Source organism: Streptomyces sp. NPDC029836, assembly GCF_055574495.1.
The window spans coordinates 13,457-25,735 of sequence record NZ_JBVHZI010000028.1; the positions used below are offsets into that span (position 1 = coordinate 13,457).

The following is a 12,279-nucleotide window of genomic DNA, read 5'->3' on the forward strand; positions in this document are numbered from 1 at the left end:
CCGGAGCGTCAGGCGCGCCCGGTCAGCTCGTAGCCGGCGTCGTCGATCGCGGCGGCGACGGCGGTGTCGTCCGGGTCGCCCGCCGTCGTGACCGTGACCAGGCCCCCGTCGACGTCCACGTCCACGGACAGGACCCCGTCGAGCGCGCCGACCGACGTGGTGATGGCGGTCCTGCAGTGTCCGCAGGTCATGCCGGACACGCGGTAGACGGTCGCGGTGCGGTCGGCGAGGGCCGTGGCGGTGGTGGTCGCTCCGGCGTTCGTGCCGCAGCTGCCGTCGGGGGAGCAGCAGGAAGACATGGATTTCTCCTTGATCGGTTCAAGTACCGGCCCGGATACCCTGCGGGGGTATCCGGTCTGCCTTCAGGTATACCCCCCGGTGGTATTCCGCCGCAAGGGATTCCGCAGCTTGACTTGGTACCCCCCAGGGGTATGGTGAGCTCATGAAACCGCTGGACGCGGCCTTACGTCGTACGGGAGAGCAGCCATGAACACCGGAGTGAAGACCGCCGCCTTTGCCGCCGCGCTCGCCGCGGCCTTCGGCGCCGCGTACGGGATCGGGGCGGGCGTGGGCCCCGTGGGTTCACCCGTCAAGGTGGAGCACGCGAACCACGCGCAGACCTCCGCGCCGAGCCCCCCGCCGACCGGTGCGGACGCCGGTCACGGGGGCCATGAGGAAGCCGCGGCCCAGGCCCCGGCGGCCGGTGGCCTCCAGGTGTCCGAGGGCGGCTACGCGCTGAGCCTGGACACCCCGCGCATCGAGGGGGGCCGCGGCGAGCTCCGGTTCTCGGTGAAGGACGCCGAGGGCCGCAAGGTCACCTCGTACAAGACCGAACACGGCAAGGAACTGCACTTCATCGTCGCCTCGCGCGACCTCACCGTGTACCGCCACCTGCACCCGGCGCGCGCCGCGGACGGCACCTGGTCGACGCCGGTCGACCTGCCGGCGGCCGGCGGCTACAAGGCCTTCGCCGACTTCACCCCCGCCGGCGACGGCGCGAAGGGCGTCACCCTCGGCGCCGACCTGGCGGTGCCCGGCGCGTACGCCCCGAACCCGCTGCCGACGGCGGCGAACACCGCCGACGTGGACGGCTACCAGGTCACCCTGGCCGGCACCCTCGCCCTGGGCAAGGCGGGCGAGCTCAAGCTGACGGTCACCAAGGACGGCAAGCCCGTCACGAACCTGGAGCCGTACCTCGGGGCGTACGGTCACCTCGTCGCCCTGCGCGACGGGGACCTCGCCTACCTGCACGTCCACCCCAACGAGGGCGGCCCCGGCCCCGAGGTCTCCTTCACGGCGACGGCCCCGAGCGCGGGCGCCTACCGGCTCTTCCTGGACTTCCAGCACGAGGGCACGGTCCGCACCGCCGCCTTCACGGTCGACGCGGGTACGGGATCGGCCGCCGCCGGCCCGGCCACCACGCCCGCTCCGGCCCCCGCTCCCGCGTCGGGCGCCCCCGAATCCGGCGAGCCGCACGCCCACTGACCCACCCCCGCCGCGCCGGCACTGGCCGGAGTCGGCCGGCGCGGCGCGGCATCGACGGAGGGAAGGGACCGCCGTGCACGGTTACACCGCACACAAGGACGACGTCCTCAAGCGGCTGCGCCGCATCGAGGGCCAGGTGCGCGGCCTGCAGCGCATGGTCGAGGAGGACACGTACTGCGTCGACGTGCTCACCCAGGTCGGCGCCGCCACCAAGGCCCTCCAGGCCTTCGGCCTGACCATGCTGGAGGACCACCTCCACTCCTGCGTCGCCACCGCCGTCGCCGAGGGCGGCGAGGAGGCCCGCGCCAAGGTCGAGGAAGCCTCCCGCGCCATAGCCCGCCTGACCCGCTCCTGACGGCGCAGCGCCGGGGATCCCGCCGGCCCCGGGCGTCGCACCCCCCGTACGTCCTGCCGCGGGCGGTCCGGTGGCCCCGGCGCGCGGAGTGCGTCCGTCGCGCGCGCCGTGTGGCCGGGTGGGCGCGTCCGCGGCCGGGGACGGATCCGGCCGCGGCGCGGTCAGCCCCTCGTGTGCTGGTTGAGGGTGGCCGCCAGCAGGTGGGAGTCGAGCAGGGAGACGTCCGCCGTCCTGTCCGCCCGTGCGTAGCCGGCCAGCATCCGCTTGGTCAGGACGAGGGCTTCGGGCGAGCGTCGCACGAGGGGCCTGATCCAGGAATCGATCACCTTGTCCAACCGGTCGAGCGGGGCGCTGCGGTGGAGCAGGCCGATCCGGTGGGCCGTGTCGGCGTCGAAGACGTCGCAGGTGAGCATGAGTTCGCGGATCCTGGACGTGCCGGCCTCGGAGACCAGGCGTCCCATCGCCCCGCCCCACGCCGGTGGCAGTCCGACGCCGACCTCGGGCATGCGGAAGCGACTGGTGTCCGCCGCGGCGCGCAGATCGCAGAACGCGGCGAGTGCGAGACCCGCGCCCATGACCCGTCCGTGCAACCGGGCGATGGTGACCGCGTGGGTGTTCTCCAACGCCTGGCACAGGCGGTGCGCCTTGTCGACGACGCGCCGCAGGCCCACTCCCGACGGATCGGCGGCCAACGCCTCCTGGTATTCGGTGCGGTCGGCACCCAGGCAGAAGTCCGCACCCAGCGACGACAGCGTCAGGACCCGGACGTCGGGTCTCTCGTGGAGCTCGTCGAGCAGGGTGATGAGGTCGTCGACGACCGCGGTGTCCAACGTGTCGTCCTGCCCCCAGGGGTTGAGGCGGACATGGAGCACGGGGCCGTCCTGCTCGGCGTGGATCGCCTTGGGGGCGGTCCGGACGTGCGCGGGGAAGGGGACGGGGGAGGGGGAGGAGAGGGGAGCGGGGGTCGAGTCGGTCATGCGACGGCTACGTCCAGGTTCAACAGGCGTCGGAAGGCCACGCGGGGCGCCATCGACGGAGTGCGTACGAGGGTGAGGCGGGGCAGGCGTCGGATCACCTGGTGGAGCAGGGTCTGCGCTTCGAGGCGGGCCAGCGGCGCGCCGAGGCAGTAGTGGATGCCGCCGCTGAACGCGAGGTGGCCGGGGGCGCGTGCGGGGTCGAACCGGTCGGGGTCGCTGTGCCGGGCCGGGTCCCGGTGCGCCGCTCCGACCAGGAGGTGGACCATCTCGTCGCGGCGGACCTCGATGCCTCCCAGCACGGAGTCCTGTGCGGCGATCCGGCTGATCACGTGGGTGGGGGCGTCGTAGCGGAGGGTTTCCTCCACGAACCCGGGGACGAGGTCCGGGTTGTCGGCGATCATGTCCCAGCGTTCCGGGCGCTCGACGAGCCGGAGCGTCATCGTGGAGAGGAGGGTCGCCGTGGTCTCCAGCGCGGCCAACAGGACGAACAACACCAGGTAGTAGACGGCCTCGTCGGCCTTGTCCTGGTCGGTCTCGATCTCGTCCCACGTGCGGATCCACCGGGTGACGGGGTCATCGCCGGGATGTGCGCGCCGCTCGCGCACCAACTCCATGAAATAGGCGCGCAGTTCCCCCGTCGCCGCGTCGGACAGAGCCAGTTGGCTGGCCGAGGGCAGCAACTCCTGGGCGAAGACCTGGTCATGGGTCAACTCACGCAGCCTGGGCCAGTCCGCCTTCGGCAGTCCGAGCCAGTCACCGACGGTGGCCACCGGCAGTTCCTCGCAGACCAGCTCCGAGAAGTCCGCCTCGCCGTCCCGTATTCGCTCGGTGAAGGCGTCCAGCAAATGATCTGTCGCCCGACTCACATCGTGGCCGATGCGCTCCATGGCGGCCCGGTCGAACGTACCCGCCGCCCGTCGCGCCCTGGTGTGGTCCGGGGGGTTGAGCGCGGCGAGCGTGTGGCTCATCTCGCGCGAGGACGGCGCGTTCCAGCGCGTCCCCGGGCCTTGGCGCTCACGCCACTCCCGGTCGGGCTCCAACCATTGCCGGCTGCGCAACACCTGGTCGCAGGCGGCGAAGCCCGTGACGACGGTGCCGCCCCAGGGGGCGGGTATCACCTCTCCCCGCGCGAGGAGTTCGGCGTATATCGGGAAGGGGTCGGCCTGCCCTCCGGCCGTCCGTAGACGGGAGAAGAGGGAGGCGGACGCCCTACGGTCGTACGACGTGGTGGTGGCAACGCCCATGATGGCGGCTCCTTTCTGAGAACCAGCCGCCATGCATACCCACATGATCGTTGACACACCCTTTACCACTGAGTACTCAGGAGGTTGCTTGAACCACAGTCGACTCACTCGATCCATTCAACTCGCCGTACTCACACACTTCGTGCGACTCACTCGCCCCGGGTCCAGGCCAGGAAGCGGCTGAACAGTCCGCCCTTGCCCTGCGACGCGCCCGCGCCGCCCGCACGCGAGGCCGTGGAGCCGGAGGGCGAGGAGGCGGGCGTCTGCTGCTGGGGCGGCCGGCCCGCGTTCGGCGACCCGGCCGACTCGGCCGACTGGGCTACGGGCCTGGGGGTGAACCGGATCGGGAGCGTGACCAACGTGCGGCTCCACGGGCTCGGCGCCCAGGTCAGCGCCTTGAACGGGACCCGCATCTCGACGTCGTGCAGCTGGTTCAGCAGCGTTTCGACGGCCGTCACGGTGATCATGAACGCCGGGTCCTTGGCGGGGCAGGCGTGCGGGCCGGCGCCGAACGCCAAGTGCGCCTTCGCGCTCAGGTGTTCACGGTGTTCGGTCAGCTTCGGATCGGTGTTGGCCGCCGCGAACGAGATCAGGACCGGGTCGTTGGCCCGAACCAGCCGGTCACCGAGCTCGACGTCGTGAGTCGGGTAGTGCGCCGCGTAGTTGGCGATCGGCGCGTAGTTCCAGAGCGTCTGCGAGACCGCGTCCTCGACCGGGAGGCCGAGCTGCCAGTCCTCGCCGAGGTACAGGGCGCTACTGGTGCCGATGGCCGCGGTCAGGGGCGCGGTACCGCCGGAGAGCAGGGTGACCAGCTGGTGCAGCACCTCCTCGTCGGTCAGCTGGGCCGGGTGCTCCATCAGGCGCGTCGTCAGGTCGCTGGTCGGACGGCGCCGCTTGAGGGCGATCAGCTCGTTCAACGCCCCGCCGAGCACCTCGTCGGCGCCGGGCGTTCCCTCGAAGATGCCGCTGATGCCGGCGATCACGCGGTCGCCGATCTCGGGCGGGCAGCCGAACAGGTCGCTGAAGACCAGCAGGGGCAGCGGCTGCGCGTACTCGGACATCAGCTCCGCATGGCCGCGGATGTCGGTACTGAACTGACTGATCAGGTAGTTGGCGGACGCCTGCGTCTGCCGGATGAGCTGGTGCTCGTTGACCGTGGCCAGCGCGTCGGTAACGGCCCGCCGCAGACGTGCGTGTGACGCACCGTCACTGAAGAGCGCGTTGGGTCGGTAGCCCAGCATGGGCAGCGCCGGGCTGTTGGCCGGGACGCGCCCCTCGTTCAGGGCGTTCCAGCGCCGGGAGTCGCGCACGAAGGAGGCGGGGTTCTGCAGGACGTACAGCGCGGCGTCGTAGCTGGTGACGAGCTCGGCCTGGACGTCGGGTGCGATGTCCACGGGCGCGCTGGGGCCGTACGCGCGCAACTGCGCGTAGTGGCTGTCGGGGTCGGCTCCGAACGAGGGACCGTACAACTGGACGTTCCCGTGCGCGGGGCAGCCGGGAGGTATCTCCTGCGAGTCAAGTGGCTGTTGCATTCCTGCGCTCCTAGCCGAGTTGGGACATGAGGTGGGTCACGAGGGTGATGAGGGCCTGCGCCGAGGAGTTCTCGTCCCGTACGTCACACTGCACGACGGGGGTCTCGGCGCTGAGGTTCAGGGCTTCGCGCACCTCGTCGAGCGGGTAGTGCGTGGTGCCCTCGAAGTGGTTGACGGCGATGGCGTACGTCAGGCCGAAACGCTCGACGAGGTCCAGGACGGGGAACGACTCGTGCAGCCGCTCCGGGTCGACCAGGACCAGCGCCCCCAGCGCGCCCCGGGAGAGTTCCTCCCACATCTCCTTGAACCGCTCCTGGCCGGGCGTTCCGAAGAGGTAGAGCACCAGGGTGTCGCTGAGGGTGAGCCGACCGAAGTCCATCGCGACGGTGGTGGTCGTCTTGTCGGGCGTGCCCGACAGGTCATCGAGGCCCACGCTGGCCTCGGTGATCTCCTCCTCGGTGCGCAGGGGCTCGATCTCGGAGAGACTGCCGATACAGGTGGTCTTGCCGACCCCGAAGTGCCCCACTATGAGGATCTTCACCGCGTGGGAGACATCTGGATCCAGGTACACGCGCTACGCTCCGAATCGATTCTTCAGGCCCTCTAGCACGGCACTGACCAGTTCTCTGTCGACACGTTCGGCGCGCGGAATCGGGGTCCTCGCGAGGATGAGGCTGTCCTCCTCCAACTGCGCCAGCAGGATGCGGACGATGCCCAGCGGCAGGTGCGTGTGCCCCGCCACCTCGGCCACGGACAGGAAACCGTTGGCGACCAGGTCCATGACCTGACCCGCCTCCGGGGACAGCGTGCGCGCCGCCACCTGTGCGTTCTCCGCCGCCGTCGCCGTCACGAGCGTGGTGTGCTCGTACTCGTGGTCCGGGGGCAGTGCTCGTCCGTTCGTGATCACGAAGAGGGGGACTAACGGTGACGTCAGTTCCAGCTCCTCATCCTGCTCGGGCACGTCATGCATGACCTGTCCCCTTCCCCCGTGTGCCCGCCCCGGTCAGCCCGGGAACCACCTCGTGCAGGCGCGTGGTGAACTTCTCGATGTCGCAGTCGTGTTCGGCGGCGGCGGCCAGGAAGGCATCGGGACCCGCCGCCATCAGGAAGATCCAGCCGTGCTGGAACTCGATGACCGTCTGACGCCACTGGGCATCCTCGACGGCCCCCGCGAACTGGGAGGTGACCCTGCTGTAGGCGTGGATGCCGGTCATGGCGGCGGAGATCGTGTCCGCGAGATCGCGGTCCATCCCGCTGGTCGCCCCGCGGGGCAGACCGTCCGATCCCAACAGCACGGCGTGACGTGCCCCCTGGACCTCGGACACCACCTGGTCGAGTTCGCCGAGCACGAACCCCGCGTCACGCGTGCCCTGTTGTCGGGGAGCACTCCCGCGCGCACCTCCGGCGTCCTCGGCGCCCACCCTCGGCGGCGAGGTCAGGTTGTTGCCCAACCTGGCGACGAGGCGGTGCATGCGGAAGGAGATCTGCTGCATGTCCACATCGGGCGCCGCCGCGGCGGCGAGGTAGGAACCCTGACCCGCCCCGATCAGAAAGCTCCAGCCGTGCGAGAACTCGATGATGGTCTGGTTCCACCGCCGGTCCTCCTCCGGTCCGGCGAAGTGGGCCGTCGCCCGGCTGAGGGACTGCATTCCGGCCATGGCGGCGGAGATGGTCCGTACGTCCTTCTCGCCCAGGCCCTCCGTCGCGCCGCGAGGAAGGCCGTCCGCGGACAGCAGGACGGCGTGCCGCGCCAGAGGCACGTTGTGCACGATGTCCTCAAGCATCCACGACAGGTCTGCGGTCATGCGTCTTCGGGCCCTTCGAACGAGGTGGCGTCAAGGTTGCGACCGGAGAGCGTGCCGCGCTGGAAGGCCCCCAGCCCGCGCCCGGAGGCACGGCCCGTCTCCTGCGGGGTCCGGGGCGCCGGCGGGGTGCCGTCGGGGTCGGGCACGCTCGCGATGGGCGCCTGACGTGCGCCGCGCTTGGGCAGGCCGTGCATCGTGCGCGACGGGGCGCTCTGCGGCCGGCTCTCGGGGGCACGACGGATGTCCCTGACCGGAGCCTCCTGGGCGGGCGGTATCTCCTCCATGGTCCACAGCTCCTCGGGCAAGAGGACGACGGCCCTGACGCCGCCGTACCGGGAGACGCCGGTGACGTCGACCCTGAAACCGTGCTGACGCGCGATCAGGCCGACGACCGGGAAGCCGAACTTCGGCTGGGTCCCGAGCTGCGACAGACGGGGGGCGATTTCCCCGGAGAGCAGCGCGGTCGCCCGCTGCCGGTCCTCGTCGTTCATGCTGACACCGGCGTCGTCGATGACGATGCACAGGTTGTTCTGGACGCGCTGGAACGTTACTTCAATAGGTGCGTCCTGCTGCGAGAAGCTGGCGGCGTTGTCCAGCAGCTCCGCCACCGCGAGGGCGACGGGCGCGACCGCGGACGCCTTCAGGGCGAGACCGGTCTGCTGCATGATGGCGACCCGGTGGAAGTTGCGGATCTGCCCCTGGGCACTGCGCACCACGTCGTACACGCTGGCCGGCCGGTTGCGCCGACCGAGCGGAGCGCCGCACATGACGGCGATGCCCTGGGCCTTGCGCGCCATCTGGGCGTTGGCGTGGTTGACGTCCAACAGGTCGCTGAGCACGCCGTGTCCGCCGTACTTGCGCTGGATGCCGTCCAGCAGGGTCGTCTGCTCGGCCGCGAGACTCTGCAGGAGACTGGCCGCACCCTTGAGGACGGCCTTGGTGTTCTCCTCCGCCGCCTCCTTGGCCGCGTGGAGCGTGGCGTCCTGCTCGTTGCGGAACCTCTGCAACTCGGCTTGCGACGCGTGCAGGTGACTGTCCATCGTGAGCAGCTGGTGCCTGAGTTCGGCCTCGGTGTGCTCCTTCTTCGCCCCCAGCGCTCTGTTGCGGGCGACGAGTGCCACGACCGCGACAACGGCTATCGCCGCCACCGCAACCAAGCACCACACAAGTGCGTCTCGATTCATGGAAACCTTTCCCGGCGCATGGCATGCGGACGGCTGCAGATACACCTCGCGAGGCCCCGCAACACAGCTGATCGGCGCGGCTCACCTGCGGTTGCGCGGAGAACCTGCCGCCGATCGAAAGTCAGCATCTGCGTCCAAAATGGATCAAGATCACAGATGCCGGGATGCTATCACCCGGAACTTCGCCCTCCCCACGCCGGTCATGGCGCCGCAAACGCCCAACCGGGCTGCAACGAGACCGGGTTGACGAGGCCATTCGACCCTGTGCCCACGATCGACCACCCCACACGTCACCGCCCCGTCAAGCAGTTCTTCACGAGACGGACGGCAATCCCTCACATCGGCCCGAGCCCTCGTCAACCAAACTCCCGGCGACTCGCCTGTGCCACCGACGAAATCGCGCAGGCCACTTCATCGGTGCCGAGCAGGCGTGGGGTTCGGTCCCCACCGCGAAGGAAGACGGGCGTCGCGCCCCTGATCCATCGCTGCGAGAACGACGCGCGACCCCAAAGGCGCTACGACGCCCGCCCATCGACAACGGCGCGAGGCGTACGGGAGGCGGCCAACCCCTGCCGGCGACGAAGGCTCCGGCGAGGACGAGCGTCCCGCGCGCCGGCCCTCCCACATGCGCGGCTCCCCCTGGAAGCGGAATATCCCGTCGACGCATTGCTGCCGGCAGCCGGGATCAGCGGCAGAGCTCCGCGATGACGTCGCCGAAGTCGGGGAATTCCCGGGTGGCAAGCTCGATCACGGCCGCGGCCGACGCACGCCGGTCCGGTGCGAATCGCTCGGCGATGGCCGTCAGCCCCTGCTGGGGACGCGAGTTCCGGTCGGGCCCGTACGGGGCGGCCGCTTCCCAGGGGCCGAAACCGTCGGCCAGCAACCACAGGAAGTCACCCAGGTCGCGGGCGACCACACCGGTCTCCCCCTCGGACCCGAGGAAGACGATGGGCTGCTCGGCCGCCACCCGGCTCGGTCGGACCAGCCAGAACGCCGCGTACCCGCCCGTCCCGTCCTGCCCGAACACGCGGAAGTCGTCGCCGTCGGTCTCGGTGTTGCCGGTCCACGCCTGGATCCAGTCGGTGGTCCACGGCGGACAGGAAGGCAGGAAAGGGCTCGAAGTCGACCCCGTCACCGCCGTCGTAGTCGAACGGGCCGGCCAGCGCGGCGGCGAGAGGGGCGGGGAACTGGCGATCGTAGATCTGCGGCACGTGCACAGGCTAGGCACGTCATCGGACAACGGCGACAGACGGCCGACACCACGGGACGTTCGCGGGAGCCGACCGGTGAGGAACGAGCACGCAGCGACGCACACCCTGTCGCTTGAGCCGATCAGGCGTGTGCGGCGGCCCGCTACAGCCAGTCGCGCTTCTTGAAGATGACGTACAAGCTGACGCAGACCACTGCCATCAGCAGGATCGCGAAGGGGTAGCCGCCCGCCCACTTGAGCTCCGGCATGTCCTCGAAGTTCATGCCGTAGATCGTGCCGACCAGGGTGGGGGCGAAGAGGATGGCAGCCCACGAGGAGATCTTCTTGAAGTCGTCACCCTCGCACCGCTGACCTGCGGAAATAGCTCGGAGGTGCCCTCTGATCTGCGGCGATCAGACTTTCCGGCCCTTTCGCCGTGCTGCCCGTTTGTACGGCCGATCCTCCCCAGCCGCTCCCCAACGGCCTTCATCCTCCCCAGATTCTCCCCAGCGGAGGGTGCCTCCGAAGGAGAGACGCCGCTGGTCGGCGGGGCGACATGGGCTGGGTGAAGGGCTACGGAGCGTTGACGCGCGGGGTCTGCTTCGGCATGGGCTGGCCGTCGGCGGATATGTGCTGGTACAGCTCTTCGGTAAGGAGTTCCTGACCCGGCTCAGTAGTGCCTCACCCTGGCACAGCGACAGGCAGTAGCTTGCCATCCCCGAGGTGCAGCCAGCCGCGACCAGGGGCGATGGTCCAGCCAGTGGTGGAGTCGCCGATTCTGATGCCGATCGCATCGCCCGTGCTCCGCTCCTGCGGGGACAATAGAAGGCCACGGCGGGCCTTCTTCGTCTCCTCGAGCCAGCCGAAGCCGAAAGGGAGTTTATCTTCGCGGCAGCCCACCACCAGGGCCGTACCCTCTTCGAATCCTTGATGCACGACGCTCTTGAGAAGACGCCCGGCATCGCATTTGTCGAGGACCTCCGCGTCGTCCATCACTACCACGACCGGTTCTTCGGGAGACGCCGACGACAGGGCTGCCTCGAGTTCGGCGGTGCCGAGGTCGTCGTGTACGAAGCAGTCCACCACTCCGCTCTGGCCGGCCACTTCTCGCAAGGGTGACGCTTTTGGCGCGACCAGAACGACGCGGGCGTTGGCGGCGAGCAGAGAGCGCGAGATGTTCACCAGTGCTGTGGACCGCCCTGACCCCGGCGGCCCTGCCACGATGAATGCCGGAGCAGTTCCGGCTGCGAGGTCAGGCCCGTACGCACGCCGCTCTTCGCCTGTGATCCCCGCTAGTGCCCACAAGCTTGCTGTCGTCGGATCCCGCATCGACCATGCCTCGTCGAAGCTGATCCGATCCGGTAGATCCTCGAAGCAACGCTGCGCCCTCAACACCTCGTATGCTGCTTCCCAAAGTCCGAGGAGAAGCACGTGGTCCTCGAGCGGCAGGTGGGCTACGTGAGAGAAGGCTACGACCGCCTCACGAGTTGGCAGCTCGTCATGGGTGTACCAACGGATCCAGTCGTCTGACGGAATGCCTGTCTCTTCTCCTAGGTAGGTGAACGACCACTGTCGCTTGACCCTGTGCTCCCGAAGGAGACGGTTCAGCATGACCAACTCATGTCGCGCTGGCGAAGGGGTCACCTCGAACTCTTTGCTTTCGACCCCGTAGAATGTGGCGTTCGCCGGCCTGCTCGCATTTAGAGCGTCCGCCATCTTGACGAACCCTTCACCGCGGCGCACGACACCGAGGAAGACCCTCAGTGCATCCTTGTCGTCCCACAGGGCCTGAGACGCATTGATGATCAATCCCTTCAGAGACTCCTCGGCGTAGTTGACTCCTGTATTCGCTTCATCGGCGTCAAGAGGCTCCTGCTCATCGGCTGATGTCCCTTGCGTACCTTGCTGAGGGGTTTCCTCGGCATCCTGGTCGGACAAATCCGAAGAATCAGTTGGGGTTTCCGCTTCGTCGCTGGCGCCGGAAGCAGCGGCTTCGGTCGGCGCCTGCACGGATGCCTGCGCGACAGTCTCGTCGTATGCCTGCTTCCATAGCTCCTTGAACCGTTTGGCTTCGCCTTCGGGGTCGTCGCGACCCGCGCTCTCGGACAGGACGGCGACGATGAGTTCCAGGCGGCCCAGCTTGGGGAGGTCCGGCCTCTGAAAGGTGTCCAGCACGGCCTGGTGGTTCACGATCCAGTAGTCCTGCGCGTCCTTCCCGATCCGGTCGCGGATGCTTCGTGCAGACGGGAGCCCAGCGTCCAGCCGTAGATCGTGCAGGTCGTGGTTGAGCTTCTTGAGTACGGGGCGTCCGCGTAGGTCCGGCTTCCTCCACGGCTGGACGCCCGCCATGTGATCCCCCTCGTCGGTCTGTGTCAGGTTCTGTCAATCAGATGGACCGCTGGATATGCACGACATCTTCGATTCTCGGCCGAGATCATGTCGAGCGGCGGGGAAATTTGGCCGAAGCTGTCAGGTGGCGTCTCAGGTCGTCAAGGTCTTCCGCGAGGG

General features: G+C 69.1%; 11 protein-coding genes and 2 pseudogenes. 2 read left to right on the plus strand and 11 right to left on the minus strand.

Annotated elements, in window-relative coordinates:
• Positions 1-8: 8 nt before the first annotated feature.
• The gene (locus ACZ4XJ_RS36465; RefSeq protein ID WP_388902592.1) at positions 9-299 is read right to left on the minus strand and encodes a heavy-metal-associated domain-containing protein; all 291 of its coding nucleotides are present in this window, start codon (positions 297-299) and stop codon (positions 9-11) included.
• Between the two features lie 187 nt (positions 300-486).
• Here ACZ4XJ_RS36465 and ACZ4XJ_RS36470 point away from each other — a divergent pair, with 187 nt between their 5' ends.
• Together ACZ4XJ_RS36470 and ACZ4XJ_RS36475 are read left to right on the plus strand one after the other, a co-directional pair.
• Entirely contained in the window at positions 487-1,485 is a 999-nt protein-coding gene (locus ACZ4XJ_RS36470; RefSeq protein ID WP_468498746.1) for a hypothetical protein, read from the plus strand.
• Positions 1,486-1,558: 73 nt separating this feature from the next.
• The gene (locus ACZ4XJ_RS36475; RefSeq protein ID WP_362876428.1) at positions 1,559-1,840 is read left to right on the plus strand and encodes a metal-sensitive transcriptional regulator; all 282 of its coding nucleotides are present in this window, start codon (positions 1,559-1,561) and stop codon (positions 1,838-1,840) included.
• Positions 1,841-2,001: 161 nt separating this feature from the next.
• Here ACZ4XJ_RS36475 and ACZ4XJ_RS36480 read toward each other — a convergent pair whose 3' ends face one another.
• The 10 genes and pseudogenes from ACZ4XJ_RS36480 to ACZ4XJ_RS36525 all read right to left on the minus strand — a co-directional run bounded on the left by ACZ4XJ_RS36480 (position 2,002) and on the right by ACZ4XJ_RS36525 (position 12,120).
• Positions 2,002-2,817, minus strand: coding sequence for an enoyl-CoA hydratase/isomerase family protein (locus ACZ4XJ_RS36480; protein ID WP_468498747.1), 816 nt, complete (start codon positions 2,815-2,817; stop codon positions 2,002-2,004).
• Entirely contained in the window at positions 2,814-4,061 is a 1,248-nt protein-coding gene (locus ACZ4XJ_RS36485) for a cytochrome P450 (RefSeq protein WP_468498748.1), read from the minus strand. The genes ACZ4XJ_RS36480 and ACZ4XJ_RS36485 overlap by 4 nt, the downstream gene beginning before the upstream one ends.
• A 149-nt stretch (positions 4,062-4,210) precedes the next feature.
• Positions 4,211-5,593, minus strand: coding sequence for a cytochrome P450 family protein (locus ACZ4XJ_RS36490; protein ID WP_468498749.1), 1,383 nt, complete (start codon positions 5,591-5,593; stop codon positions 4,211-4,213).
• 10 nt (positions 5,594-5,603) lie between these two features.
• Entirely contained in the window at positions 5,604-6,164 is a 561-nt protein-coding gene (locus ACZ4XJ_RS36495) for a GTP-binding protein (protein WP_362876424.1), read from the minus strand.
• Between the two features lie 3 nt (positions 6,165-6,167).
• Entirely contained in the window at positions 6,168-6,563 is a 396-nt protein-coding gene (locus ACZ4XJ_RS36500) for a DUF742 domain-containing protein (RefSeq protein ID WP_362876423.1), read from the minus strand.
• On the minus strand, positions 6,556-7,398 hold the full coding sequence (locus ACZ4XJ_RS36505; RefSeq protein ID WP_468498750.1) for a roadblock/LC7 domain-containing protein: 843 nt from the start codon (positions 7,396-7,398) through the stop codon (positions 6,556-6,558). The genes ACZ4XJ_RS36500 and ACZ4XJ_RS36505 overlap by 8 nt, the downstream gene beginning before the upstream one ends.
• Entirely contained in the window at positions 7,395-8,582 is a 1,188-nt protein-coding gene (locus ACZ4XJ_RS36510; RefSeq protein ID WP_468498751.1) for an ATP-binding protein, read from the minus strand. The genes ACZ4XJ_RS36505 and ACZ4XJ_RS36510 overlap by 4 nt, the downstream gene beginning before the upstream one ends.
• A 685-nt stretch (positions 8,583-9,267) precedes the next feature.
• Positions 9,268-9,793 (minus strand): annotated as a pseudogene (locus tag ACZ4XJ_RS36515) (SMI1/KNR4 family protein).
• 142 nt (positions 9,794-9,935) lie between these two features.
• Positions 9,936-10,121, minus strand: a pseudogene (locus ACZ4XJ_RS36520) (CorA family divalent cation transporter); the annotation flags it as partial.
• Between the two features lie 331 nt (positions 10,122-10,452).
• Positions 10,453-12,120: a P-loop NTPase family protein gene (locus ACZ4XJ_RS36525; protein ID WP_468498752.1), complete on the minus strand. Its 1,668-nt coding sequence runs from the start codon at positions 12,118-12,120 to the stop codon at positions 10,453-10,455.
• Positions 12,121-12,279 lie beyond the last annotated feature (159 nt).